The sequence below is a fragment of the Vulcanisaeta distributa JCM 11217 genome (assembly GCF_001316005.1).
Taxonomy (GTDB): domain Archaea; phylum Thermoproteota; class Thermoprotei; order Thermoproteales; family Thermocladiaceae; genus Vulcanisaeta; species Vulcanisaeta distributa_B.
This window is the reverse complement of the sequence record NZ_BBBJ01000003.1, coordinates 32,653-57,880: the sequence shown is the minus strand read 5'-3', so window position 1 is coordinate 57,880 and position 25,228 is coordinate 32,653. Positions and strand designations below refer to the sequence as shown.

33 protein-coding genes and 2 pseudogenes are annotated in these 25,228 nt (G+C 48.0%); 22 read left to right on the top strand and 13 right to left on the bottom strand.

What is annotated here, in order from left to right; genetic code table 11:
- The first annotated feature begins 111 nt into the window (after window positions 1–111).
- The 8 genes from JCM11217_RS03950 (at window position 112) to JCM11217_RS13545 (ending at window position 2,655) form a co-directional block, all read left to right on the top strand.
- The gene (locus tag JCM11217_RS03950; RefSeq protein WP_243678283.1) at window positions 112–615 is read left to right on the top strand and encodes a hypothetical protein; all 504 of its coding nucleotides are present in this window, start codon (window positions 112–114) and stop codon (window positions 613–615) included.
- Between the two features lie 43 nt (window positions 616–658).
- Window positions 659–931, top strand: a complete 273-nt coding sequence (locus JCM11217_RS13570) for a hypothetical protein (protein ID WP_243678282.1) — start codon at window positions 659–661, stop codon at window positions 929–931.
- A 2-nt stretch (window positions 932–933) separates the two neighbouring features.
- A complete protein-coding gene (locus tag JCM11217_RS03945; protein ID WP_243678377.1) occupies window positions 934–1,506 on the top strand; it encodes a hypothetical protein in 573 nt (190 codons plus the stop codon).
- Entirely contained in the window at window positions 1,503–1,796 is a 294-nt protein-coding gene (locus tag JCM11217_RS13565; RefSeq protein ID WP_243678281.1) for an NTP transferase domain-containing protein, read from the top strand. The genes JCM11217_RS03945 and JCM11217_RS13565 overlap by 4 nt, the downstream gene beginning before the upstream one ends.
- Window positions 1,797–1,825: 29 nt before the next feature.
- A complete protein-coding gene (locus JCM11217_RS13560; RefSeq protein ID WP_243678280.1) occupies window positions 1,826–2,038 on the top strand; it encodes a hypothetical protein in 213 nt (70 codons plus the stop codon).
- Window positions 2,035–2,235, top strand: a complete 201-nt coding sequence (locus JCM11217_RS13555; RefSeq protein ID WP_243678376.1) for a DUF86 domain-containing protein — start codon at window positions 2,035–2,037, stop codon at window positions 2,233–2,235. The genes JCM11217_RS13560 and JCM11217_RS13555 overlap by 4 nt, the downstream gene beginning before the upstream one ends.
- An 83-nt stretch (window positions 2,236–2,318) precedes the next feature.
- Window positions 2,319–2,462: a hypothetical protein gene (locus tag JCM11217_RS13550; protein ID WP_243678279.1), complete on the top strand. Its 144-nt coding sequence runs from the start codon at window positions 2,319–2,321 to the stop codon at window positions 2,460–2,462.
- The gene (locus tag JCM11217_RS13545; protein ID WP_243678278.1) at window positions 2,440–2,655 is read left to right on the top strand and encodes a hypothetical protein; all 216 of its coding nucleotides are present in this window, start codon (window positions 2,440–2,442) and stop codon (window positions 2,653–2,655) included. The genes JCM11217_RS13550 and JCM11217_RS13545 overlap by 23 nt, the downstream gene beginning before the upstream one ends.
- A 508-nt stretch (window positions 2,656–3,163) precedes the next feature.
- On the opposite strand, the pseudogene JCM11217_RS03935 reads toward JCM11217_RS13545, so the two are convergent.
- Window positions 3,164–4,190 (bottom strand): annotated as a pseudogene (locus JCM11217_RS03935) (ATP-binding protein).
- Window positions 4,191–4,514: 324 nt separating this feature from the next.
- On the opposite strand from JCM11217_RS03935, the gene JCM11217_RS03930 reads away from it, so the two are divergent.
- The 6 genes and pseudogenes from JCM11217_RS03930 (at window position 4,515) to JCM11217_RS03905 (ending at window position 8,439) form a co-directional block, all read left to right on the top strand.
- Window positions 4,515–4,742 (top strand): hypothetical protein, encoded by a 228-nt coding sequence (locus JCM11217_RS03930; protein ID WP_054842139.1) that lies wholly within the window; start codon window positions 4,515–4,517, stop codon window positions 4,740–4,742.
- Window positions 4,743–4,864: 122 nt separating this feature from the next.
- The gene (locus tag JCM11217_RS03925) at window positions 4,865–5,389 is read left to right on the top strand and encodes a PaREP1 family protein (RefSeq protein WP_243678277.1); all 525 of its coding nucleotides are present in this window, start codon (window positions 4,865–4,867) and stop codon (window positions 5,387–5,389) included.
- 129 nt (window positions 5,390–5,518) lie between these two features.
- The gene (locus tag JCM11217_RS03920) at window positions 5,519–6,073 is read left to right on the top strand and encodes a PaREP1 family protein (protein WP_243678276.1); all 555 of its coding nucleotides are present in this window, start codon (window positions 5,519–5,521) and stop codon (window positions 6,071–6,073) included.
- A gap of 396 nt (window positions 6,074–6,469) precedes the next feature.
- Window positions 6,470–7,494: pseudogene (locus tag JCM11217_RS03915) on the top strand (ATP-binding protein).
- Window positions 7,495–8,047: 553 nt separating this feature from the next.
- Window positions 8,048–8,248 carry a hypothetical protein gene (locus JCM11217_RS03910; RefSeq protein ID WP_054842137.1) on the top strand — a complete coding sequence of 67 codons (201 nt, stop codon included), beginning with the start codon at window positions 8,048–8,050 and terminating at the stop codon, window positions 8,246–8,248.
- Window positions 8,227–8,439, top strand: coding sequence for a hypothetical protein (locus tag JCM11217_RS03905; protein ID WP_054842136.1), 213 nt, complete (start codon window positions 8,227–8,229; stop codon window positions 8,437–8,439). The genes JCM11217_RS03910 and JCM11217_RS03905 overlap by 22 nt, the downstream gene beginning before the upstream one ends.
- A 92-nt stretch (window positions 8,440–8,531) precedes the next feature.
- Here JCM11217_RS03905 and JCM11217_RS13540 read toward each other — a convergent pair whose 3' ends face one another.
- Complete coding sequence (locus JCM11217_RS13540; RefSeq protein WP_243678275.1) at window positions 8,532–8,693, bottom strand: hypothetical protein; 162 nt, start codon at window positions 8,691–8,693, stop codon at window positions 8,532–8,534.
- Between the two features lie 387 nt (window positions 8,694–9,080).
- Here JCM11217_RS13540 and JCM11217_RS03900 point away from each other — a divergent pair, with 387 nt between their 5' ends.
- The 4 genes from JCM11217_RS03900 to JCM11217_RS03890 all read left to right on the top strand — a co-directional run bounded on the left by JCM11217_RS03900 (window position 9,081) and on the right by JCM11217_RS03890 (window position 10,764).
- Window positions 9,081–9,653 (top strand): hypothetical protein, encoded by a 573-nt coding sequence (locus JCM11217_RS03900; protein WP_243678274.1) that lies wholly within the window; start codon window positions 9,081–9,083, stop codon window positions 9,651–9,653.
- Window positions 9,654–9,760: 107 nt separating this feature from the next.
- Window positions 9,761–9,916 (top strand): hypothetical protein, encoded by a 156-nt coding sequence (locus JCM11217_RS13535; protein WP_243678273.1) that lies wholly within the window; start codon window positions 9,761–9,763, stop codon window positions 9,914–9,916.
- Window position 9,917: 1 nt separating this feature from the next.
- Complete coding sequence (locus JCM11217_RS03895) at window positions 9,918–10,148, top strand: hypothetical protein (protein ID WP_054842134.1); 231 nt, start codon at window positions 9,918–9,920, stop codon at window positions 10,146–10,148.
- Between the two features lie 7 nt (window positions 10,149–10,155).
- On the top strand, window positions 10,156–10,764 hold the full coding sequence (locus tag JCM11217_RS03890; protein WP_054842133.1) for a hypothetical protein: 609 nt from the start codon (window positions 10,156–10,158) through the stop codon (window positions 10,762–10,764).
- Window positions 10,765–10,888: 124 nt separating this feature from the next.
- On the opposite strand, the gene JCM11217_RS03885 is transcribed toward JCM11217_RS03890, so the two are convergent.
- On the bottom strand, window positions 10,889–12,007 hold the full coding sequence (locus JCM11217_RS03885) for a glycosyltransferase (RefSeq protein ID WP_054842132.1): 1,119 nt from the start codon (window positions 12,005–12,007) through the stop codon (window positions 10,889–10,891).
- A 39-nt stretch (window positions 12,008–12,046) separates the two neighbouring features.
- Here JCM11217_RS03885 and JCM11217_RS03880 point away from each other — a divergent pair, with 39 nt between their 5' ends.
- From JCM11217_RS03880 to JCM11217_RS03865, 4 genes are all read left to right on the top strand, one after another.
- Window positions 12,047–12,913 (top strand): hypothetical protein, encoded by an 867-nt coding sequence (locus tag JCM11217_RS03880; RefSeq protein WP_054842131.1) that lies wholly within the window; start codon window positions 12,047–12,049, stop codon window positions 12,911–12,913.
- The gene (locus tag JCM11217_RS03875) at window positions 12,910–13,848 is read left to right on the top strand and encodes a glycosyltransferase (protein WP_054842130.1); all 939 of its coding nucleotides are present in this window, start codon (window positions 12,910–12,912) and stop codon (window positions 13,846–13,848) included. The genes JCM11217_RS03880 and JCM11217_RS03875 overlap by 4 nt, the downstream gene beginning before the upstream one ends.
- A 95-nt stretch (window positions 13,849–13,943) precedes the next feature.
- Entirely contained in the window at window positions 13,944–15,221 is a 1,278-nt protein-coding gene (locus tag JCM11217_RS03870) for a glycosyltransferase (RefSeq protein WP_054842129.1), read from the top strand.
- 42 nt (window positions 15,222–15,263) lie between these two features.
- The gene (locus JCM11217_RS03865) at window positions 15,264–15,767 is read left to right on the top strand and encodes a PaREP1 family protein (protein WP_054842128.1); all 504 of its coding nucleotides are present in this window, start codon (window positions 15,264–15,266) and stop codon (window positions 15,765–15,767) included.
- Here JCM11217_RS03865 and JCM11217_RS03860 read toward each other — a convergent pair.
- From JCM11217_RS03860 to JCM11217_RS03820, 10 genes are all read right to left on the bottom strand, one after another.
- Window positions 15,760–16,932, bottom strand: a complete 1,173-nt coding sequence (locus JCM11217_RS03860) for a hypothetical protein (protein ID WP_054842127.1) — start codon at window positions 16,930–16,932, stop codon at window positions 15,760–15,762. The two genes, JCM11217_RS03865 and JCM11217_RS03860, sit on opposite strands and share 8 nt — an antisense overlap.
- A gap of 13 nt (window positions 16,933–16,945) precedes the next feature.
- Window positions 16,946–17,299 (bottom strand): hypothetical protein, encoded by a 354-nt coding sequence (locus JCM11217_RS03855; protein WP_054842126.1) that lies wholly within the window; start codon window positions 17,297–17,299, stop codon window positions 16,946–16,948.
- Window positions 17,300–17,416: 117 nt separating this feature from the next.
- Window positions 17,417–19,825: a hypothetical protein gene (locus JCM11217_RS03850; protein ID WP_054842125.1), complete on the bottom strand. Its 2,409-nt coding sequence runs from the start codon at window positions 19,823–19,825 to the stop codon at window positions 17,417–17,419.
- Window positions 19,816–21,282 carry a hypothetical protein gene (locus JCM11217_RS03845; protein WP_054842124.1) on the bottom strand — a complete coding sequence of 489 codons (1,467 nt, stop codon included), beginning with the start codon at window positions 21,280–21,282 and terminating at the stop codon, window positions 19,816–19,818. Before JCM11217_RS03845 ends, JCM11217_RS03850 begins: the two co-directional genes overlap by 10 nt.
- Window positions 21,264–21,512 carry a hypothetical protein gene (locus tag JCM11217_RS03840; RefSeq protein ID WP_054842123.1) on the bottom strand — a complete coding sequence of 83 codons (249 nt, stop codon included), beginning with the start codon at window positions 21,510–21,512 and terminating at the stop codon, window positions 21,264–21,266. Before JCM11217_RS03840 ends, JCM11217_RS03845 begins: the two co-directional genes overlap by 19 nt.
- Window positions 21,509–22,552, bottom strand: a complete 1,044-nt coding sequence (locus JCM11217_RS03835; protein ID WP_054842122.1) for a hypothetical protein — start codon at window positions 22,550–22,552, stop codon at window positions 21,509–21,511. Before JCM11217_RS03835 ends, JCM11217_RS03840 begins: the two co-directional genes overlap by 4 nt.
- Window positions 22,534–23,160 carry a hypothetical protein gene (locus JCM11217_RS03830; protein WP_243678272.1) on the bottom strand — a complete coding sequence of 209 codons (627 nt, stop codon included), beginning with the start codon at window positions 23,158–23,160 and terminating at the stop codon, window positions 22,534–22,536. The genes JCM11217_RS03835 and JCM11217_RS03830 overlap by 19 nt, the downstream gene beginning before the upstream one ends.
- A complete protein-coding gene (locus JCM11217_RS03825) occupies window positions 23,102–23,896 on the bottom strand; it encodes a hypothetical protein (protein WP_054842120.1) in 795 nt (264 codons plus the stop codon). The genes JCM11217_RS03830 and JCM11217_RS03825 overlap by 59 nt, the downstream gene beginning before the upstream one ends.
- A complete protein-coding gene (locus JCM11217_RS13530; protein WP_243678271.1) occupies window positions 23,808–24,188 on the bottom strand; it encodes a hypothetical protein in 381 nt (126 codons plus the stop codon). Before JCM11217_RS13530 ends, JCM11217_RS03825 begins: the two co-directional genes overlap by 89 nt.
- Entirely contained in the window at window positions 24,095–25,069 is a 975-nt protein-coding gene (locus JCM11217_RS03820; protein ID WP_054842119.1) for a hypothetical protein, read from the bottom strand. Before JCM11217_RS03820 ends, JCM11217_RS13530 begins: the two co-directional genes overlap by 94 nt.
- Between the last annotated feature and the right edge of the window lie 159 nt (window positions 25,070–25,228).

Genomic DNA, 25,228 nt, shown 5'->3' with positions numbered 1-25,228 from the left:
CGGTGATTTAGGTTAATAGCGCTGATGAGACTCTTTAATTAATTCCTGTGAGTTAGTGATTTATTTTCTCAGGAAGTAATAATGTAACGTGGCGAGGCCTCAATACCTAGCGTGATTACTGCGGTATTAATCGCGTTACTGGGCGTTGCCTTAGTCTCGTATGCGCAGCAAGTTCAATTACCAGTGTATATACCTGCCGTTAACGTGAGTATAACCGCACTCTCAGCAAATGGCATGCCACTGGCGAAGTACGCAATAGTGGGTTTGCAATGCGCTGGTTATAACGTAAGTAACCTGGGCCTCATTAGCGTGGTAATTCCAATACCGAGTACTGGCTCAATAACCTGTAAGGCCTATGCCTACTCCTTCGGTGTATACTCAAGCAAGACTGTGGTTCTCACCGCAAATGAAAGCGGGGGGGAAACAATATCAGTGACTCTAGTAGTACCAGTGAGTGGTTATTACGTACCGGGCATAGGCTTTATACCTGTGGGTACCTTAATAGCCATTGCCGTGGCAATCATAATAGCGGTGATACTCATAGCCATTGGCCTAATAGAATATGCCAGATGGAGGAGGGAGAGACTGGCGAGACTTATAAGGCCGCCTGAATAGGCTGAGTAATGGCTTAAGATGATTTGCGGCGTCATACTGAGTGGTGGATTATCACGGAGGTTCCAAGTACGTGGCGAACCATGGACTGATAAGGCGCTGTATAGTTGGTAATGAACCAATGATAAAACTTGTCTATAAAGCCGTGTCTCAAGTTACGGATAAGATAATCATAGCAGTGAATGATCCAGGTAGGACTGTGAGTTATAAATCTGTAATACCAAATGCCGATTACGTAATTGATGATGAGAGGTTCAAGGGGGGGCACTTGCGGGGGGGATATACTCAGCACTTAATAGGTGTGGTGAGGAGTACGTAATCATAGTCCCCAACGACATGCCCTACATAACGCCCGATACCCTTAAGCCGTTAATAGATGAGTTAAAAAACTTCGATGCAACAACCTACATATACCCAAACGGACACTTAGAGAATGCCCTAATGGCCGTCAGAAGGACCGTAACCCTTCAATTTATGAACCTCCTCGCTGATTACGGTAGGTCAAAGATCTTCGACTTAATTAGGGGGGGATTACCAAAGGCGCTTTTTCTAAATCCCTTGGTTCATGGAGTTGAATTAAAGAATCTCATAAATGTAAATACGCGTGATGAGTTAATTAACGTAAACGTTAATGTGCATGAGCAGGTAATAAAAAGTGATGTATCAATAGTTAGGGAGTACTCAATTAATGATGTACTTAGTAGGAGGCTCAACAAGATCATGGGCTCACTCTGGTATACCTTAATAACTGGTGATCCATGGCCTGAATTCAGACTGTACACCGAGGCTGGTCTGCACTTCCTAGCTGCCCACGTACTACTTGATTCTGTTAATGAAAATGTTAAGCAACTCGGTAGACGCATATTGACCTCTCTCGGTGTTAGTAAGGCATGAATATAGTAATAATGGCTGGCGGCATGGGAAGTAGGCTATCAAATCCAAATAAGCCATTAATCAATGTCTGCGGTAAATCGATGATCGAGCATGTAGCATCGGCAGTTAACGAATTTGGCAGAACATACATAGCAACCACGGCTAGGCATACCGAGGTAATTAACTGGGCTAGGCAACGTGGTTATGAAGTCCTAATAACCAGTGGCACGGGTTATTCTAAGGATTTACTTGAGTCCTTATTAATGGTTGGTGTACCAACCATGTTCGTACCAAGCGATATGCCTTCATAACCAGGGAGTTAATTAAGAGGTTCCTGGTCATGACTGCATACATAACATCACCAATGATAACCCTAATGTATGAGAGGAACCGTGAAAGAGAATTCACAGGAATAAGCCTAGTGAAGAGACTGGAGTTTATGCACGAGATCATACCCTGGGCATCCTTAGTAATTCCCTGGACAACAGAGCTACTAAATGTAAACACGCAGGAGGACCTAAAGCTCGCGTTCAGGTTATGTAAACATGCATAAATAAGCTATTAAACCAATATACGAAAAGGGACAAAAAGCCTGAAACCTACGGTGATGGCGTTGCTGATTACCTATCCAATAAACCGGGCCTAGGCGAGGACCTAAGGAGGTTCCTGAGGGGTCTTGCCGGCTTTAGAAATGCGTTGATTCATGGATATGCAGAGATTGATAGGGGGGGCCTTGAGGAGACAATTTAAGGAGATGGAGGAGAAGCTACTACCAATACTCGAGAGGCTCAGCAACTTCATAAGCAGCGTTGGTGATCCAGGGCGAGTAGACATTGAGGATTAAGTTAAGGCCCATGTTCGAGAAGCATGACATCAAGATGCGTTCCTATTCGGCTCAAGCGCCAGGCTGGGTGGGTAGGGACTACGACATTGCCATTTCAATAAGCATCAGGAGTGCCCCTGGGGGGGATTGGTGAGTTAACAGTAAATATAGCCGAGACGCTGGGTGCTACCGAGGACTTGGTCGACGTGGTACACCTGGAGAACGCAAGTGCCTTAATCCTCTACTCAGTGATTAGTGATAGCGGGTGGTCTACGGCAATGAGGACGAAGCCACAAACTACATATGGAGGAGGTACCTGGAGCTCCTGGACATCAATGAATACATAAACCACCTAGAAAGGCGCACAGGCACTTAATCAGAGGTCCTCGACGTGGCCCATTGATTACCTGCCCGCGTTCCAATCCCCCCCATCACCCAGCGGCTTAGTGTTATGGTTTGCCATTAATTCGCCAATGCTGCGAGCCGCGGTGTTGTCCCGATTAATCACTAACCAAGTTCAGAAAAATGCCCGAGGAAGCCGCCAAGCAATCAATGTTCAGTACAAACCATTAACACAATAAACCCAGCAAAACCATGAGCAAGACAGGGATCTGCATTAGCGAGGATTGCATGACAAACGCCGCCGCATAGGATATTGGGATGCCTGGCGGGGGGGGTTAGGTTAGTTTTTCTTCCTTGATTGCGTTTGGAAATTTCTAAACGTGGTGGGCAATACATAATTGCCCATGGCTTAGTCGTGGCGTTGTTGGGCCTTTAGCTGTTGTACTTAGTCCCTGTTTCCTGGCCTCGTGTTTTTCATCGTTCAGTGTGTTGGGGGGGTTTCCTTTTTGGTCCTCACTGTGTTAGTCCCTTTAGTGCCTTCCTCACGGCTTCCCTGTGTAGTGGCGTCTGCCAGGCCACGTACTTACCAATGCCCAGTTCCAGGTCCTTCTCTGGTGGCGGTACATCTACCCATAGGTAATCATACCTCCACTGCGGTATGTCGATTATGAGGTTCAACTCAATTAATTTATTCATTAGTGGTATTCCCTCCCTACTCATGAGTACGTCTGGGTCCTCTAAAGCCTTCATGAGCAATTCCCTATCGTCTTTATTGAGTGATTGTATGAAGCTTATCAATTCCTTACCCCTAACGAACCTATTAATCACATCATCAACGCTCCAATTAATCTCGTAGAGCCTACCCAGTAGTTTCGGGTTTCCGCCGGTTAATCGCCAGACCTCGTCGAAGTTCGGCTTAACGCCGGGTATCTGCTCATAAAGTTGCCTAAACCCCCCCTCCCTAGACATATTCCACATCGCCAGTAAATCAGCCCACCTATGGCGCCCAATCTCCCTCAAACTAGCACCCTCACTCGTAGCCGCCACGGTGACTATCCTCTCGTACGTCTCGGGCGGGTACTCGATTAGGTTCAGTAGGGCCTTAACGTACAGCGCGGACTCCCTCACCCCCCCGAGTATTTGGAATGCATCATCAACAATAATCGCCACCTTACCCCCCCTGGTTGCCTTTATCAAGTCATAGACCACGTTATAGGCTATCCAAGCAATTCTGGCTAGTTCATTTTGCGTAATAGCCTCCTTAATCAGCCTGAAGAACTCCTCCCTGAGGTCGCTAATACCAACTTCAGCCAAGGCAAGCCTATTAACCGGGTTAACATAAACAACCTCAAAACCAAGCTCCCTAAGCAACTCAACGGACTGTAGAAGCCAAGCAGTCTTACCACAGCCCTCGGTCCATAAACAACCTGAACCACGCCCCATCCCACGCCCGGCCCAATACTCAATAAGCCTAAGCTGAATCCCTATCCGCAAACTCAACCTGCAAGTCCGGGGCCAGGTTCAGCCTAATCCTCCTCACGTCAATCTCAATTAAAATTAGTAAGCTGTATAAATACTCCACCACGCCGTACAAAAATAACGAGTCATAAAGCCCATTAAGGCGAGCGCAGCAAGTACAGCCGCATCACCTTAAGCCAGCCCATAGCCAACCCAACAATGGCATTACCCACACTGACCGAACAAGTGATTAAACCATTAATGGGCCTGCCGTGGCTGGGCCGTGATTTTGCGTGTTTCTTTTGTTGCGTTTGGAAATTTCTAAACGTGGCTTAACACGTGACCCAACGCGGCGCTGGTTTTGCTTGAAGCCGGTTATTTTTCCTAGTGGGTTTCCCCTTTGTTGGTGGGTTTTGGAGCTTGGTTGGCTTGGGGGGGTTGGGCTTTGGGCTCTAGGTACGTGCCCCTGCACGTCTATGGCTTTAGAGGGCTTAAGGTGAGGTTGCTTAGGGAGTTCATGAATGGGTTTAGGGATGCTTCGGTGATTATGCCGTGTATGTCGATGCCCTGGGGGGGAGGGCGACCGATGCGTAGTGAGGTCGTTTCAATTGCCACTGGGCAGGTAACGCGGTGAGTGGCCCATATGGGCTGTAATGCTTCGAGGAGGGCGTAATTTAATGGGGGGGTGATTCACGGAGTCTAAACCGGGGGGGTGCGCAAGGGTTAATAGGTTGTGCCTGGTTATTAAGGGTTGGTATGAGTACCGTGATCGTCGACGTGCCGAGGACTCTCTATGATGAGGCTGTGAGGAGGGGGGGTCTCGACATAGGCGAGTTGGTGGTGGATGCGTTGGTAAAGGCCTTGAACCTAGACCCCGAGGTGGCGGTGAGGGTTAGGCTTGAGTTGGCCGTTAAGTACCTTAATGAGGGTAGGGAACTCATTGATAAGGACCCCGTGCAGGCCAGCGAGAAGCTCCACAAGGCTGCTGAGGAGGTTGTTAAGGCCCTCGCCCAACACTACGACCTGAAGGACGTATTGGGTAGGGTTGAGGGTAGGGGGGGTAGGTGGACGGTGACCGACCTGGCTAGGGCGGTGGCGGCAATAGCTGATAGGCTTGGTAAGTGGTTTGAGGAGGCTTGGGACACCGCGAATTACCTACACGTCTGGGGGGGATTTCACGAAGCAAAGCTTGACAGTGAATTGGTCAGGAGGAGACTGCCAGACATAGAGAGGATGATTCAAGAAGCGCAGAAGATACTGGGCGGTGAGGGTAAGGAATAGTTAATTAGTGATGGTGTGATTGGTGAAGTGCCATAGAGGTAAGCTTAGAACGACGAGTTTACTACAGGTGAGTGAGTAATCCTCAAATAAGTAAGTAAATTATTTATGGAGCTGGTTGGGTATTGGTGTGTGGGTGTGGAGGTTCTTGAGAGGCCTTTGCCTAAGCCAACCACGGAGGATTACATAGCGGCTAGGTTGCTTGAGGCGTTAATCGAGGCTAAGCTCGCCATTGAGTTCTTAAGCAGGGGGGGTTTGGTCAGGAACTCAGCCGGCAAGGCTTTCCAGGCATGGAGGGCGTTTTTAGCCGCCTTACTGAGGCTTGAGCTTGATAAATTACTCCAGGTGGCAAAAACCGAGGAGGAGAGGAAGTGGTTAATGGAGAGGGCAGTACCCAGAGTACCAACGAGTAGAATGATATCACTGTCTCAAATGCTTGAGGGGGGGATTGGATATAGCGGATTATCCTTTGTAACTGCCATGGCACTTAACCTACATGACTACCAATATAATGGTCCAGACCCAGACCTAGCCCTATCAAAGTTCAGGGATAGACAGGAGGCTGCGGTGGCCGTGGCGGGCCTCGTAAGGGAGTTGGCGAATAGAATCGAGAACCTAAAGCAGAGGATAAAGTGGAGCAACGAACTCGAGAACGCACTAAATGAATTAAGGAAAGCCATTAAGTGAATGGGCGTTAGCAAATTAATCGATAAAGGTCTCACGCTGAGTAGGCCTTATGGATTTAGTGATTTAGCGAATATGGAATAATCACTCAAGCCTTTATAGGAGCTATACTAATTAACGACTTATAATTAACCCGCAACGCCTTAAAACCCTCCCCCCCTCATGCATGGAGCGCGCAGTTTAAGGCCTAAACCATCGTAGATAGGCATTCCTAGTAATTACCTCATTGCTAGTAATTTTCAAAATCATCACTTCCCTATTGGGAAGTTATGTTTTATGAGTATTAATGCGTCCTAATCCCTACGCAATGCACTTGATGGACTTATGGTTCATTGCATGTTCATGGAGTCCTTAATTAAGTTGAGAAGGGATAAAAGGGTGGGCTTAGGGATTAATATGGTGAGGAGGGTTAGGCTTAGTTTCGCCAATACCCAGGTGGAGTTCATAGATAGGGAGAGGGCCCTTGGGCAGGTTAGGGATTGGGCCGAGAGGGGGGCACATTCCCAGTGCAGGTGGTTTATGGCCCTGAGGGCTGCGGAAAGACGGCATGGCTCCTACAGTCGGTGGAGATGCTTAAGGAGCTTGGCTTTGACGTGATCTACATCAATATACCTAACAAGGAGGTTCTCGCTGAGTTCAACATCGCTGATTTAAGGAGTAAATTCATCACACTGGCCAGGGAGGCCATTGCCCAGAATGCCCTTGGTAGGTTGGCTTGGTTGGCCTTCGATATTGCCAAGGAGCTAATTAAGTTAACGAGGGGTAGGATAGCGGTCATCATAGACGACGCCTTCCAAGTAATTGGAGTCAGGGAGTCCGCGCTGTACGTTAAGGCCCTACTGAACCTAATCGAGTACCCGCCCGAGACGTACGAGAGGATAGTAGCAATAGTGGCTACGAGTGAGGGAGTCTCGAGGCGCGAGATCGGTAGGCACGCGTGGCTGAAATAACGCCAATGTGGAACATGAATAGGGAAGGATTCAAGCAACTCTACGAACAAGTGCCCGGAGATAAGCCGGGATTCGACGAAGTATGGAGGATAACCGGTGGTAACCCAAGGATGCTCGAGGAATTATATGGGGGGGCTGGTTGGAACAGTGATAGGGTGATTGAGGGGGGGTCATTAGGGGGGGTAGGGGGGCATCGACATATTCATTAATTCATTAGGCAGTGATGAGAGGCGCGTGTTGGTGGAGGCTGTGGATGACCCGGACGTACTCATGAGTAGGGAGGGAATACCACTAATGAACAAACTAATAGAACTAAACCTGGCACTCGACATATCAGGCAGGAAGCCATACCTATGGATCGACCAACCACCACCAGAGAAGGACCCAGAACTAGGCATAGGCAGGCACGTTGCCTGGCAAACACCACTCCATAGAGAGGCCGTGAAAAGGACTCTGGAAACGCATGGGCGGTAGGTCAATGACAGTAATCCAACGCCACCCTCAACAACGCGGCCTCAATAAGTATTTAGGGGGGGTTAATTTAATCCCGAACTGTGAGTGCCGAAGCCCGACGAGGCCTTTGCCTAAGCAGAGTAGTAGGATTACATTAACGTGAGTTTTAGAGTCGTTGGTTAGGTCTAGTTCAGTATTTGGATTTCTTAATGAGGATTAACTAGGAATGCCGCGGATTGAGGAGATGAGGCCAGGTAAGGCGACCTAATGAACTCGAGAATGACTAATGGAGTCAAGGAGGTAGGTGGGTTTGCTCATGATTAGTAGCCACGGTAGACCACCCTTTATTATAACGACTCAGGTAATCAAAACTCAACCATCACATTATGGTCATGCACCTCAACTCGAGTTGAGGCATTAGCGTCAATAATCGTAGTACTTAACCCAACGGTATCCATACTAACTATCATTGATATTTCATATATTTAATTAATAATTATTAATTATTTATACTCATGTAAAATTGAATTAATGAGTAAAGTTTATAAACCCATTAGCTAAAATAAGCAATGATATGCAGGGCAGGTGCCCGAGGTGCGGCGCACCGATTAAGGGGGGGATTTACAGGGTTGGTAAGAGTTCGAATATCTACTACGTCGCCGTGCACGCCGACGGCACCCAGCACCACCTGGGGGGGCCTCTGCACTATAAGTATGGGACTAGGACGAATAAGATAGTGGTTAGGGGGGCGCGGTGGACGTCAATAGGGAGTTGAAATACATGGAGGAGATCACGAAGGCAATAACAGAGGAGAGACTGGGCAGGGAGGACACCATAAACGTCATTGAGGAGATAATGAAGGCAACGGCGGAATTAATAACAACAGCAACACAGAAATACCCAGAGATAGCAGTGGCAATAACACCATGGATAGAATACATAAACAAACTAATACAAAGCCAATAACTAAGCAGGCAAAACCAAAACACTCAAAACAACCACAACCACGGGCAAGCCATGTTAATTCTCCAACCCCCCCCAACCACGTTTAGAAATTTCTAAACCTGCCCCCCCCTCAACAACCAACCCACGTAACCACGCGCCATGCCACTAATCGGCACGGCACCCACTAAGTTGCTGAGCAGCGCGTTACTTAATTTCGTGGATGCATGCCCTGCATTACTTACTGCTATGCTGCACGGCATGGAACCGATGCGCATAATCCAGGGTTGCGGTAGGTATTTTTTCAATTTTTGCGTTTAGAAATTTCTAAACGTGACGTGCAATAAAACCACTAATCGTGCCCCATCCATCGCCTGTTTCTCGTAATTTCCCCTACTTTCCTCCCCATGCCTTACATTACCTAGGCCGTGATTGTGCTTACTCAGTCAGTTGCGCAGTTGGGGGGGCATTGTCAATGACACTTTGGGTTGATTATGGTTCGTGCTCGCTGAAGTGTGCAGGGTGCTTAATGACCGTGTCTCGGCTAAGGGTATAACATGGCCATTAGCCTTCATTAAGTGTCCTTAAACGTAATTAATCAATGGCGTGGCTTGCGTGATCTTTTCCTTAGTGCTTTAATAATCTTAATGCTTAGTAATTATTTGGTGATTATGGTGAGCGTCGATGAATTACTTAGTAAGGTTGTTGATTGCGGGGGGGTTAGGCATGATAAGGAGCATGGTGGGGTTTACCAAGGCGTTGTTAATAGTAGTTCATTTCGGGACTTCATCAGGAATGCTGGGGTTAGGGAGATTTACTGCCTCGACGACTTGGCGTTAAGGGATCTTAGGTATGGTGAGAGGTATTGTGATGTTTACCTTGATACTGAGCGCGGAGATTTCCTAATTGATTTTAAGCTATGCATATCAACCGGCGCTTCGGCGGTTGAGGACTTGGAGGATAAGTTACGTGGCAGTGTCTCCCTGATAGGGAGAGTGCTTAAGAGGGATGTTAGTCCCAAGTACTTAATCGTGGTATTACCTAGTGGGCATTACGGCGATTTTAAGGGAAAGTTAATTCGTAAATTGAGGTTGAAGGTTCGTAGTGTAAGGTTTATCAGGGAGTCTCAGGCATTGGAGTTGGGTGGTGAGTTAGTGGTGATTAGGGTTAGGAAGGATGATAGGGATGATGCCGTTAAGATCGATAATGCGGTACTCGGGGGGGTGATGAGAGTATGACTATTGGGGGGGTCAAGCTTCTGAGCCCCCAGGTATGGATTGACGAGGGCGGGTAGCTTAAGGCGTCGCTTTACCTCGGGTTAGCACTGATAAACGCCATTAATAGGTTGGGTAGGTTTGAGAGGGTTAGCTCGTACATTTGGGAGGACGAACCAAGCAATAAGGTGAGGGAGTTGGACCTTAACTTCCTGACAACAAATCTCGATAACGTCGACGTGGGTGAAGTAATAAAGGGCGTTAAGGGGGGAAAGCGGTGCAGTTAAGTTGACTCGCGGGTTTAGGGCCGTCATTGGTGGTGAGCTGGATAATGCCAAGGTCAGCGTCTTCTTAACGGTTTACCCAAGCCGCGGCCTATCCGAGGCCCTGGGCTTTAGTGGCGGGCCTGACATCGTGCTCTCGGTGTTTGGCTACGTCGGTGAATCTAGGGTTGAGAGCTTCACGGCTTTAATAAGGCTCGTGAGTAGGCCCGAGGAAGTCCTCAGGGGGCTTCGTTGATAATTTCATGGCTTACCTAAACTACAGCATCAGCGTGAGGACTGCCCTGGGCTTCCCAATCACGAGGCCCCCCCTCGCCAGGTTCATTAACTGGGTCAGGGTTAGTAATGGTGATGACTTTAGAGACATCACGCGCTCGCTACCCATTTACTACTCCCAAATATACAGGCAGTTGGCGAGCGACCTGTACAGGCACCCAGGCATTAATAGGGACATCGTCAGGCTCGGTGGTAATGCCGGCGTCAGGGCAGTACTACGTGCGGCACTACCGCACCTACTCAAGGCCGTGTCCAGGTACGCAGAGTTAAGGTTCATAAGTAGGGGCAGGGCCATTCAATTATCCAGCAAGTACGTGGTGGACACCCTAGCCGCGACGAGACCAGGGAGGATAAAGGAACTGGGCATGTTCATAATACCCAGGGCAACCTCAAACCCGTTGGACAACCTCAATAAGCTGATGAACGAACTAACAAACGCACTAAACAAATCCTTCGAAGAAGCAGCAAGCATAGACCACATAACAAGGGCACTCACAGGCAGGAAAACACTCACGTGGAACGACATAGTGAGAGAAGCCACAAACAAATTCATAGAAAACATAAAACAAACACAATAAACCAAGACCAAGTCATGACAAGAAACCTTATTTCACCACATTTAGAAATTTCTAAACGCAACACACTACGAAAGCACACTCTTAATAACCCACGAACCCAGAAATAACCTCCTTAACCCTATCTCTAAACTTCTCGTATGAGAAATCCCCCCCCAGCCCTCTCCCTCACTAAGTTACTTAATCTATTAAACTCCCTATCGCTTGTTAAAACCTTGCATAAGGCCTCCACGGCTTCCTCCTTATTTGAATACCCATAGCCGTACTTACCCATGCTTATTATGTCGAACCAAGGACCACCAGACTTATGAACAATTGGCACTGCACCTGCCGCCATGGCCTCAACGACCACTATGCCAAAGGGTTCATTAGGCCTAACGTGTATGAAAACCATAGACCTACTAAGCACCTTATACACATCGTTAATCCCCCCCGGGTTGATTAAGACCTTAACCCTATTAGCAATGCCGAGCCTCCTTGATAACTCAAGTAAGTGCTTCACATACCTAGCCTCAACCATGTCACCCACAGAACCCATTAAGTAAAGCCTAGCATCATTAATGCCGCATTTACGGAGTGCCTCACTAAATATTGTTATTGCGAAGTCCCAACCCTTAGCACTACCAAACCTAGCGAGCATACTAACAATTGGTTCCTTATCACCCGCATACTTAATGACCCTGTTAATGTCAACGGGCGGATACAGAATCTTCGGCATGTAACCAAGGGCGTCCTTAGATAGCATCGCGGTGAATAGGCTATTGGCGTACACCCTATCCCTGGCACTAAGTATCCTATAGTTAGATAGGGCACTTAACAATGCATGCAAAAGCAACCTATGCGGCTTAAACGTTAATACTGGCCTCGGCTTATTAGTCATTATGGCACCATGTATATAATAAATATAATTAAGCTTTTTAATCAATATATTACTAGCTGGATAAAGAAATAGAGTGTCTATAAACACTAAATCATAACTACCCGCTATACCTGCCAGGGCGATGTTACCCTGAATATTATTAATTAAGTTACAGTAAGCTCCTTTGCAGTTAGTGGTTCCATATTTAATAATGCGTGCGTCTTTTATCTCGACGCCATGGTAATCCTCGATATCTCTTAAATTAAGTGACGATGGGATTAGCGCCGAGGTCTCAATACCAAGGTCCAGTAAGGCCCTTGTCAACAATGCATTGAACCTCTGAATTCCGCCTATACCACTTAGTGCCCAGTAAATCAACGTTTTCACAAATAATTTAAATATGCCCTTCCTTTAAAGGGTTATTGAATGGTTACCCTAGTTACGTATTTACCCTTTTACAGGATTCACGAGATTAATGAATACTTCATGAGAAACGTCGAGATATTAAAACCGAGAGATGCCATCGTCTACATAGATAATGTTTATCGCGAGAAACAGAAAGAAATAATCAGTAAGGTTGTGCCTAATGAAATCGAGGTCAGGGTAGGTAACTGGCGAAACAGGAATAATACATGGCTATCGATGCTCAGGGATTTCCAGAACTTGGGTGGTGAGGTCATGGTTGTCGATAGCGATAATGTAGTTGAGCCATTATTGGTGGATGTCCATAAATTATTAAATGTGCAGGGACCGATATACACAATACTTGATGAGGAGGCGTGGAGGAGAAATCCAAGGCATTTCCTAATTAGGAGTCGAAAAATAAACGACATTAAATTACCTGATGGCGTAAGGCCTGTTTATGCGTATAAGGTTTATGATGACTCAATCAGTGGCATGTTTAGGGGTGGCTCAGTATTCTTCATAGGTCCTAAACAGGTAGTTACCTTCATGAGGTTGCCTGACATTGAATTGATAGCTAGGGTTGAAAGGGCATTAAATAGGGTTGACCCATGGTTAAGAAACTTCATAAGTGATGAAACACTGCTTGGAATTCTCGCCTTTCTAATGGGCATTAGGGAGATTCCCTGGACAATAGCTAGTCATCATTATCACCATGGTTCAACCTTAGGTAAAGCTACCGAATTATTAGTTGCTGCCGCTCATTACCAATTTGCCAAGGAGTTATATAAGGAGTTTCATAGGCGGGAGTTCATTAGGTATAGGGTTAAGTACTTCTTATCAACAATCAAGAACTTAAGTAATATCATGAGTGCCGGTGACTTTAAGTGAGGGTTTCTGTTATAGTGCCTACGTATAAGAGGGCTTGGTCATTACCATACCTATTAAATGGCTTGGTCAATCAATCCATTAAGCCTCATGAGGTAATCATCGTATTGAAGCCGTCAGGCGATGGTAGTGAGGACGTGATTAGGCGTTATGAGGACAAACTAAATATAAGGGTCATAATCCAGGAAAGAGGATATGCAATAGATGCTTATGACATGGGTATTAAAGAGGCTGACGGCGATTTACTGCTGTTTATTGATGATGATGCAGTGCCACATGAGGATTGGGTAAGAAGATACATAGAATTATTTAGTAAATTAACAGATGCGGGCGCGATTGGTGGTTTATCATATAAGGCTTACGTAGTTAATGGAGAAGTTAAATTAACGAATGAGTTATTATTTAGTAATGAGATAACAAAAGACGTATTCTATAGGAAGCCGCTTAAGGAGCTTCATGATTACTGCCGCTGGTTATCAGTTAGTGGTTTTCCTGGTTCAAAGCCGTGCATAGGCCCTATTGTAAAATCAGTATTATTAATCGGAATGAATATGGGCTTTAAGTCTGATATATTAAGGGAATTGAATTTAAGCAAAGCATACATAGGCAGCAGGAGAGGTTTTCACTTTGAGTCTTATGTGGCATATTACGTGATTAAGAGAGGTTATTCCTCATACCACGTTTTAGATAATAAAATAGCACCCATCGTCTGGCATATAGAGAGTCATAGAGAGTCATTAACGAGAAAACCGGGTTTTTGGAGTGAGTTCTGGCTTCACTTTGATAGGTCAAGTATGTACTTTAGGCTTAAGAGACTAGGTGCTAATGTATCTTTACCCGCTTATTTAGCAGCGAATGTATCACTTATGAGGAGGAAGCCATTACCTCGCTTATTGGCAACGATTTATGCCATACTTTATAATTCACTGTTTCTATGACAGAAAGAAATAATGTTGTTCATAAAATCACGGTATATAATTCATCATACGCAGTATGTTGAAATACTTTTAATACTTAGGGAATTACCTTTACTGTGCAATCTATAGTGGCGCATCGTTACTGGGGAACGCCGGGTGGTGGACAGCTCGTCTGTGCCTCTGCGGCAGTTGCCCTGGATAAGATGGGACTTAAGCCCATACTCACTGGTACGTTTAAGTTTGACCCAGCTAGGTACGTTGATTGGTACGGCATTGACATTTCTAAGTATGAGGTTCATACGTTAATGCCCATTAACATTAAGGCCTTTGGGTTGTGGACCAGGCTTTATATGTGGAGACCAGCCGTAAAGCTATTGTCGAGGTATGACGTTAGGGCTTTATTTATTGATGATGAGACGTATAAGCCATTGGTTAGGTATAGGAGTATGGGGCTTAGAATTATTGAGTATATTCACTTTCCACTTGAGGTTGTTGTTGATCCTAGGTTTAGGGGGGGTAGTGGGCTTGCTTATGGTGAGGATCCGTACATAATGGAGAGGTATGGTAGGTTCCCAATGAATGTTTACTGGGGGGGTGTTTTCACAAGGCTGTTGCCTAGGTACTTGAGGGAGAATCCATTCCATGATGCTGACCTTGTCCTCACTAATTCGAGGTGGACCGCCAGTGTGGCTAAGATGGTTTATGGTGAGGAACCCATTGTACTTAACCCACCGATACCGCCGAACATTAGTATCCTGGGCTCCGTTAGGGCGTTTGAGGAGAGGGGTAACTTAGTCGTCATGCTTGGTAGGTTTAGTGAGGAGAAGCGCTATCACTGGGTTGTGACTGAGTTAATGCCCAGGCTCATTAAGGAGATACCCAACGCCAAGTTGATTATTTTCGGTGGCGCAACCACCAGGACTCAATTAAATTACGTTAATAGGGTTGCCGATCTAGCTAGAAGAAGCGGTCTTAATGTTAAGGTTGTTAGTGAGGGTTCCGTACTTAGGGAGTTAAATAGTGAGCACCAGGTTTACCTGAGGCTTAATGCCCCTAGGGCTGAGATTAACGAGGCCATGGATGGGGGGGCTAGGGCCTTCCTTCACGCCACAATCAACGAGCACTGGGGGGGTATTGCGGTTGCGGAGGCCATGGCTAGGGGCTTGCCAGTCGTTGTGCATAAATCCGGCGGCGCCTGGAGTGACTTGGCTCTGAATGGTGAGATTGGGCTTGGTTACGAGAATGTCGACGAGGCGGTTAATGCCTTGGCCAAGCTTTTGACCGATTCCAGGGCGTGGAGTAATTACTCAATAAGGAGCCTGGATAGGGTTAGGGACATAACCTTCGATAAGTTCGTCGATAGGCTTGCCGAGTTAGTTAGGAAGATTCTATGACTGCCCTGAAGGTTTTTAAGTCAGTAATACGTGGTATGAGTAATGGTTGTTTCACTTGAGTTGCCGAGGGTTATTTACGAGAAGGTTAAGGAGAGGGGCTTGGATATTGAGGACCTCGTGATGTATGCGTTAATGAATGCGATGAAGTTAGACCCTGGTGAACTGGCTAAGGCGAGGCTTGAACTCGCGGGTAAGTACTTAAGTGAGGCCAAGGAGTACATCGACAGAGGTGATGCGGTCCAAGCCAGTGAGAAGTTGTATAAGGCTGTTAAGGAGTGCGTTAAGGCGTTGGCCGAGAAATTCGATACACCTGAGTATCAAGAGGCCATTAAGGAGGGTAGGTGGTTCACCCACTTACTCGGTAGGGCAGCCAGGACGTTAAGCAGTAGGTTGGGTGAGTCAAGGATTGTTGATGCTTGGTCAAGGGCGTATGACCTACATGTGTGGGGTTTTCACGAGGGTAAGTATGGCATTGACCAGGTGAGGGTTGACTTACCGCTCATTGAGTGGTTCGTAAACTACACAGGGCAGTTGGTGGCTAGGTGAGTTCCTCGAAGTCATCCTCACCATGGTGCTTAACAACCTTAATGCCGTTAGCCCTCGCAAGCTCTATGGCCTTGCCCGTATCCCTCGCCTCATTCACATAGGCTATTACTGCAATGACTTCCTTACCTGCCTTAACGCTCCTTAACTTACTCACCTTATTCACAAAGTCCTCAGCATCCCTAAGCCTAAGTGTTGCCTTAACCTCGATGGCCACCACCTTATTATCGACCTCCGCATAGCCATCAAACTCACCAACACCCTCAATCCTAACCCTCCTAATCCTATCAACATGAACGCCGAACCTCTCCCTAACCCAACTAGGTAGGTAATGCCTAACATCACGCTCAACCAAAGCCCCCCCAACAGTCCTAGAAACGCCAGAAAGCTCACGCCTAATACTCCTCGTCTCCTGCCATAGTTTCTCTATATTCTCGTCTATCCTCCTTATCTCCTGCCAGATCCTGCTGTTCTCCTGCCAAAGCTTCTCGATGTTCTCGTTTATTCTCTTGTTTTCCTCCCAAAGCCTCTCTATGTTTTGATTAATCCTGTTGTTCTCCTGCCATAGTTTTTCCTGGTTATCAGCTAACCTCCTAACCTCCTGCCAAAGCCTCTCAATATTCTCGTTAATCCTCTTATTCTCCTCCCAAAGCCTATCCTGACCCTCCCTCAAAGCCTTCACCTCCTGCCACAACTTATTATTCTCCTCCCACAACCTATTCGCATCAGTCCTAATTGCCTCATAACCCTCACGGAGCGATTTAACTTCTTGCCATAGCCTCTCCTGATTCTCCCTAAGCGCCTTCACCTCCTCCCAAAGCTTGTTATTCTCCTCAAGCAACTTTGTTTGAACCACCTTCAATTCATTAAGCTCCTGCCAAATCTTATTATTCTCCTCCCATAGTTTATTTACGTCAACCCTAAGCGCCTCCTGACCCTCAGCAAGTCTCTTAACCTCCTGTAATAGGTTGGCTTGGTTCTCGGTTAATCTCCTTATCTCGGCTAACACGTTGTTCTGACCCTCCTGAAGCGCCTTGACCTGCTCCTGCAGGTTCTTAACCTCCTGCCAAAGCCTTCCCTGGGAATCGAGGGATTGCTTGAGTAGGTCGAGTATTTTGCCCTCTCCATCAATTAACTGCTTAACGGCCTCCCAGGTAACCCTCTGCACATCTGCTAATTGCTTAATGCGTTGCCGAGCCCCCCCTCCTGGCCCTTGGCAAGCTATCAACCATGTCGATTGTCCTGCTTAAAGTCTCTGCGAGGTCCATTATCATCTCATTTATCTTGGCGAGCATGTCAGTGACCTTACCGAGCATCTCCGTAATCCTGGCCTCACCCTCGGCGATGCCCTGCATTGCGTTGACAGACCTTGTCTGGGCCTCCGCGAGTTTATTAATGGCGTTTATTAACTGCCTGAGGGATAATTGAATGTCGGTAATGCCTAGAAGCCCCATCACCGCTAGCCTAAGCTCCTCATCCTCCCTAAGAAGCCTGAGCAATTCATCCCTATTGACCTTATCTGCCTTACTCACCACTATCTAACTCACGGGACTGGAATATAAGGTTGTTGGTTCTGAGGAAGGAGAAGGAAAAAGGAGAAAAGATTTGAAGGGAAAGGATTGATTTTAAGGCGACTTATGCATTTAAGGTTCTCACTTCGGCGGGCCCAGCAAGCCGGCTAGTCTCCTTCTCCTCCAGTTGCTGTACTCAATCAGCAGTATCACTATCAGTATTATTATGATTATTATCACCACAGCCAGCAGTATGAACGTGCTCACAGGCACGAAGCCCACGCCAGGTATGTAGTAGCCGCTCACCGGTATCGTCAACGTCCTCGTTATCGTCTGCCCAGCCTCACTACTCGTCAGCGTCACCGTCGTGCTCGCGGTCTTACCATAGCTATAGCCAGTTATTGTGCACGTTATTGACCCACTGCTCGGTATTGGAACGACCACGGTCTGCTGACCAACGCCGCTGGCGATTGGAACACCGGCGCATGTCACATTGACCGTTGCCTGCGTCGTCAATGGCGCACCACTGGCGCTTACTGGAGTCACTGTTAACTCGACGGCCGGTACCGATACCTGTATTGGTGTTGTTGCGTTGCTACTCGTTACGTAGTAGGTGTAGGTGTAGCCCAGTGGTATGCCCTTCCATGACTGTACGGTTATCGTTATCTGGGCCGCAAATGGAGCCACGGGCGTTACGAAAGTCGCCGTTGTTATCTGGCCCTGGGCATTGGTCGTTCCAGTGCCAGTTACTGCAGTGACTGGCTTGCAAACACTTGGTGATGGCATCAGCGGCGTCACGCTATACGTGTAACCAACTATCGTTGATGCCGGTGATATGGCAGTTATCGTCACCGGGCACTCAGGCTCAGACACGCTGTAGCTCAGGGTAACGCCTGGCGCTGGGCCGAAGCTCGATAGTACAACGACTATGTTAGCCGTGGTCAGTATGTTGCTTAATGTGAAGGACTCTATGGCCTCAGTGGCCGTCACAGTCCTCTGTATGCTGAAGGTGTTCTCAAACACAGGCACTAGGTATAGTGTTGAGTGGCTGCTTATAGCCTGCTGTATCTCCTGCCACGTCAGTGGTGTTCCGTTGGCCGCGTAGTAGGCAACTAGGTAGTAGTTGGTTGGTGGTAGCTGGCTTGTGGCTGGTGGGTATATCCTGTAGTCGACAGGCGTTATTGAGCCGTCGGTGCCGGTTACGTTGAAGGCTAGGAATTCATTACCCATTGTTGGCTGGTCAAACACAATAACTAGGGCGCCGGGTATTCCGGTTCCAGTGGCGCTCTTTAGGTATATGGTGGCTGGCACCACGTGGGTCTCAACTGAAGTTGCTGTGAAGGCATTGCCCAGCGTGCTTACGTCGGTGGCTATGTTGGTGTCGTATATGTCTATGTATGGGTAGGCGCCGCTGGTTATTGTGTAGAGTAGGCAGCTGTCGTACCAGTACACCACGGTCCTAGTGCCAACTGGCAGCGGCTGCAGTAGATGTCCATTAACGCCGCTGAAGTCTATGGCTATTGGCGCAGTGCCTGCGCAGAGCGCTGGCGTTGTGCCTGTTCCATACTCAACAATCACCTGGTTGGGTAGTGGCCTGCCGTCCCAGTCCTCAATTGCGGCTAGCGGTATTGATGGGTAGCTGAATGTGAATGCAAGTTCAACCTCTGTGTCGCTACTTGTACTCGGTAGTATCTCCGGCATTGTCTGCGTACCAACGTAGCCAGCTATGTTCCAGTACACATGCTCGCCACTGGCCAGCGTACTATATGTTGGGTATGGTAAGTTATCATGCACAAAGTAGTCAGCACCGACTATTGAGCTCGTAGCGTTGTAGTACGACTCATAGTACACGTTACTCCTGGCACTCTCTCCAAACTGCGGTATCTTAACTGACGTGTTCAACTGCATTAGCTCACTGCCGGCGTATAGCGTGGTGAAGTTAATCGTGTATGAGGTGGTTGGCACAAGCGGTGCCTCAAGCCCTGTTAGGTTGACTAATGGGCTGTAATACAGAGTTTCAGTGGGCGTCTCTATGTAAACTCCGCTGGAGTTTGCTATGAAGCTCAGTGCTGTTCCATTGGCTAAGTAGAAGGTGGCGTTGGGTGGCCTGTAGTAGACTGAGTACTGTAATCCAAAGTCTGGTATAAATGGTGTGTAGTTGCCTAGGTCACACCACGTTGATGTAAACTCATAGCTGCTGCCATAGATGTACTGCACCGGCACCTCAATAATCTCGCTAGTCTGTGGCTCCAGTACTAGTACTTTCGGCGTTATTGACACTGTGAACTGCATGCCGGAGTTGCTATATGTGAAGCCGCTTAGCGTGAAGTATATTGGGAATGAGGCGGAGTTCTGTAGATACGCCTCAACACTCTCCAGCGCTGTAGTCCTAATGTTATATACGCCGCTGACCGCCTGTATTGCGCTCATAGTCACGTTCCATAGATCCTCTGGGAACAACGTGTCGTACATGAGCATTGGGGGGGCTGATGTGCCGCCAGTGCCGGCGCCAATAGCCGTCATGTATAGCGTGCCATTACTCACAACCACGCCCGGCGGTATCTCGCCCGTGAATACCTCGGTGCTCCGCCACTTGGTGTTATGTAGTTCAGCAATACATAGCTGCTTATGGCTAGCTCAGGCAGTGGTGATGGAGCTGTCGGCGTGTACTGGCTTGGCGTGTAGACCGTGGTTATGCTTCCGTAGCCGATGTTCTGCGTGCTCGTTGTGCCCATCACCCAGAACCTAGCGATCCTAGTGCCGTAGGCGCCTGTCGTTGGTGCCCACCACGGTATGTCGAACACCGCCTCACCACTGCTTGGTATTGGTATTACAACGGTCAGTGGGCTTCCAAAGTATGGCATCCACGTGGCGTTAACCGTTGGGTACGTGAAGGTTACTGTCTGTGTTGTTCCTGCCATTGGACCTGTCGCGACCGTGTATAGGTTCTCAGTGTAGTGGTGCACAATACCGCCAAAGCCACTGCTTATTGGTGGGTACTCAATGTGCGTGTGATCGCCGTAGTAAGCTGGCGGTAGTATGTAGTAGGTGCCGCTGCCGTATACGTAGAGCACAACCGCAACCTCAGTCGGTGACTGAACCACGCTTGTTATCTCGCCGTAGTTCAGGTATACGTATAGCGGCACTGTCCTTACCATTGCCTGCTGGAATGTTGATGTTACGTTAACGCTGTACACGTAGTACCAGCCGGTGGCATTAGCGGCGTATATGCCTATTGTTGCGTTGGTGACTGACGTCATTCCAGTGGCGTTCACGTAGGCCTCCCACAGCCTATAGCTGGCTAGGTTGGGCACTGCATAGTACGTGAAGTTAACCTCACTGCTCTCTGACTGAGTAACCTCAACCGCGTAAGTTGTTGGGTATAAGCCGGTTAGCGGGCTGGCCGTTAGTGTGGTTGGTGAGCCGTCAATGACCGCAGGTAATGGCGTTACGGGCTCCATCAATGACTCATTAACTAACAGCCTATACTCACTGTAGGCTGGCTCAGCCGCGTATAGGAATGTGTCATTCGGGTATGCCGTTGCGATTATTGATGTGACGACGTGGGCATATATCGGTATGCCCATTGTTAGGTTGAAGGCTACGGCAGATGGAGTCGTGCTAAACACGTTCGGGTATATGCTAGTCATGTATAGTGGCGTTAGGCTTGTTGTTGGGCTGCTGGAGTTAACGAAGAAGCCCATCAGGTCTGGCAGTACGTAGCCAGCCAGTGAGTAGATATTATTGATTGGCTCCTCACTAGCCACAGCCTCTGGGTTGTAGTTCGTGGTTGTCGTCTGGTAGGTCTCAATTATCGAGTACGTGCCTTTCGTCAGCAACTCAAGCTCTGATGGTGTTAGTATTCCGAAGCTCGTCACGTTAAATGGATACGCCGTGTTGTTGATGTACGTTAAGGCTATTGATGTGCTTAGTGCTGAGTATGGTGGCATCACGTACTCCCTATAGAGTACGTCTGTGAATGTTAGTCCTAGGTAGGTGTTGCCCACTGGTATATGCCGCTCTTGCTGGTTATGTTGAAGGTTACTGGGTATACGCTGGTCTCGATTATTATCGTGCCGTTTGGCGGTATTGTCACTGCCTGCCCGGCTATGTAGACAGTCACTGGGCTTGTGGTGTACTCCACCTTACCCGTCGGCGTGACTATCACGTTCTCATTGGGTGGTGGTACTGGCACTATCTCGTTGAAGACCTCCTGGCCTAGGTAGTACACCTTCATCTGGAATGCCTGGCTGGCATGAATAACCTAACGAATATTGTACCCTCATGAGGCACTATTGATGGGAATGTGAATATGGCGAATGGTGATGACGTACTATAGTTAGCCAGCAGCGCAGCTAATGTGTAGTAGCTGTAGTTGCCCACGTACCACTCGACAAACTGCTGTAGACTAATCATGCCGCTCTGGTACGCCGCCTGGTCAGCGGCTATCAGTGACTGGAACGTGCTCTCCAGGGCCTCATACTCAGGCTGCATCCAGGTCTGCCCAACAACTCTGAAGTCAGTTAGGTTCAACCAGTAGGTTGGGAATACCAGCCACTGGCTGGATAGGTAGTACGGGCTGTACTGGTCATCGAGCACCAGCGTCACGTTGTAGTAGAAGCTTGGGCAGTAGCTCGGCGTGGCGCATGGGTAGACTGGCTGGCTGCTAAGGACATTGCCCTTCAGGTCAGTGACTACTATGTGTAGATTCTCAACTGGCACGGTGATTGGGAATACCTGGCCGCACGTTGTTGTTACTGGCACTGAGAACTGCTCATAGTATATCACTAGGTCCTCATCGAATGGTCCCCCCCTGGTACCAAGCGTGTAGGCGTAGTAACCACTTGGTATTCCTAAAGCACTTGCGTATGCCTGGTATGTCTGGCCATACTGCTGTGATACTGAGGCGTATGGGTAGACGCTGTCGATTGCTGGACTTATTGTCCTAACCTTAAGCATTACGTAGGCCTTGCCCTGCGGCTGTATGTAACTGGCGTTGAGTGGCACGTTCATTACATAAACATAGCCACTCGAGTTGGTTATTGCCTCCCACATCTTCTGCCCAGTCACTGCGCTGTAGATGTTCACCACGAAGCCCCCCCACAGTGGGTACTGCGGTGTTGTCTGGCTCAGAACCTGTATGTTAATGTCAATTAATGGGAAGTACACCACATTAATAATGCCAGGGGTCAGCATGTAGTTGTACTCGGGCTGTCTCGTTGTGTAGTTGACGCTCGGCATTATGTAGCCGTAGTAGTTCAGCGTGAAGTTAAACACAGGGACATAGTCTCTATGTAAGGCACGCCAGACACCGAGGATATCTCCAGGGCTATTGGTGCCGTTATCTTCATTATGTAGGCCGTGGAGCTCAACTGCACTGGTGGCAGTGTAACTGTTACGCCGCTCGGCGTTAACTCACTTATACTAACGATACCTGCGGTTATAGTCTCATTGCACAAGTTGAGGAACTGCACGTCATACACCGTGTAGGACACCGCTATGTAGGCAACCTCAGTGTACACACTCAGCGTCGTTATTTGCGCCGGCGCACCGCCCAGGAAGTTGCCTATGCCAACCTCACTGCTGTTGTCGTAGAATGACAACAGCGTTGAGTTGCTCTCGCTGATTGGGTAAACATCGAATACCGGCTGATACGTGAATGGCGCCGTGACGCCGCTCACTGGGTTATAGAAGTACGTTGTTGACGGCTCATAACCGAGCTCAAATAATCCATAGCCAACGGTTAAGCCGTTATAGGTCACCCAGAAGGCGTAGTAATAGGTCTGCCTCTGCGTCACGCTCTCGGTTAGACTCGTAGAAGTTGCGTTATACGTACCGCTCAGTGGTGGTGCTGGGAACCAGTTGACCTGAGGCGTCACAAGCACGCCCCCAAACAACTGACTGGGTGAATGGTGGGAAGGTGGCAAAGGCCGCAGGTAACTGGGAGACCGTTGGGTACGTAACATAGACGTTCTGGGCATAGTAAACACTACCCTGCGTTGCGTATGATGGTGGCATCGTCTGTATTAGCTGGCTAACACTTGGTGAGTAGGCGTAGTACACAGTTACTTTACTGGCTATGTTTGGACTGAGCTGTAACTGACTCGTCGCCGGCACGCCTGGCGCGTACTGCGTCAGGTTTATGAATACCGGCATTAGGGATACGTATACGTTATTAATGAATTGTATCAACGGCGATGACTGGGACGCACCAATTATCTGGGCTGTGAATACTGGCTGGCTCTCGAAGAACATCTGAACCTCTGGCGATACTGATAAGGCTGTGAAGCTTGGCGCCGATGGTCCTGTGCCTGTGAATTGGCCTACTGGTACTAGGGCTGGCGAGGTCTCGTAGTACGGTAGGTAGTTCTCACTTATTACCGTGGCCACCGGAGTCGTTTGCAGTAACCACTTAACATAGAGCTTACCAGCGACTATTGGGTTAGGCTCCGAGACTATCGTTGGTGGTACACTCAGCGAGCTTTCGATTATCGGGTTGGCCTTTAAGTCGTAAACATCGCCAATGTAGAACTCAATGACTGGAACACCAATTAGCCAATCCGGATCTGCCTGTGTCGTGTCTGATAACGCTGTTAAACTTACTGTATAGCTTGAAACCACCGGTGATGGCCATGTGTATGCCTGAGCTACATTGAATGACTCTGGGGGTTGTCTGGTAGTTTGATGTCGCGGTGGTGTAGTTGAAGAGCATTAGGGTTTGCCCGCTTGGGAATAATTCATTAACCGTTAGTGTCACTGGCTCCGCGGTGACCATTGGGTAGTTGTGGTCCGCTGGGTTTAAGCCGCTGAATTCGTTAGTTACGTAGTAGATTGGGCCGAAGCCCGTGTACGTGACTGTGTATATGTACTGCGATGCTGAGGTAACCGTGCTGTTAGGCGTTGACTCAAACACCGTGACTCCAGTCCCCCCAGCGTTAGTATGGCTTGTAACTGCACGGTTGATGGCAGTGATACCGGCTCCACCGATGGACTGACTGATGCGCCAGTGAATAGGAAGAAGAAGTATAGGTCTGGTAGTATTACGTATAAGTCACTGGGTGTTGTCTCAGCGCCATATACGGGCCTAAAGAGTGGGTATACGTAGGCCGTTACCTGGGTCCCATTGGGTAGTGTGTACGTTACTGTTGTGGTTACCTGCGGTATTAGGCTTTGGGCTATTGATGGTGACACCGGCACATAACTGCTAGTGCTCACTGTCGTTAGATTACCCATTAGGTCCGCCAGGTCCATGAAGGTGGAGGTCACGTTAAAGACCATCCAATTAGCTCCACCGTAGTTATTAAGTACGACCACGATAGTCCAGTTAGCGTAGACCTGACTCGGCGTTATTCCACCAGTCAATGTTGTGCTCACAGTCCAGGTGACACCACCTGTTGAGTTCGTCATAGCGGTTGCGTTCATACTAATTGGTGAGTAGAGTATGAATTGAGTGCCGTTCCAGTAATAAACATCAGTTGCGTTGGCTATGTAGATGCTGAAGGATTTACCGGCAGTGAAGTACCAAGGCACCATGTAATTAATTAAATAATTATAGGTACTAACTGCTATTGAATTAGTTGGTGTGACCCCGTAGGGCAGCCTAGCGTCGGTTAAGTTCCAGTAGAGAGTCCATGTATAGGTCACCGGCGGTACTGGCACCGAAGTTGGTCCATAGGACTGCGCAAGCAGCGGATGCCCAAGCCCAAGCGCTATGCCCATTACCAGTAACGTGATTATTACTGTAAGCGGTTTTAGTTGTTTAATTAGTCCTGCCTTTATCCCTAGACCTGCCATCACATGACCCTAACGGTGGGGGGGTTTTAAGGGACACGCTTGGAATGAGCGTTGTACATTCCCGTGGAATAATACGTCTCGATGAAACATATAAATAAAATACTTATAATTACCAATGAAATATTTAATTTATATAAATACCCACGCACGTAACCATGA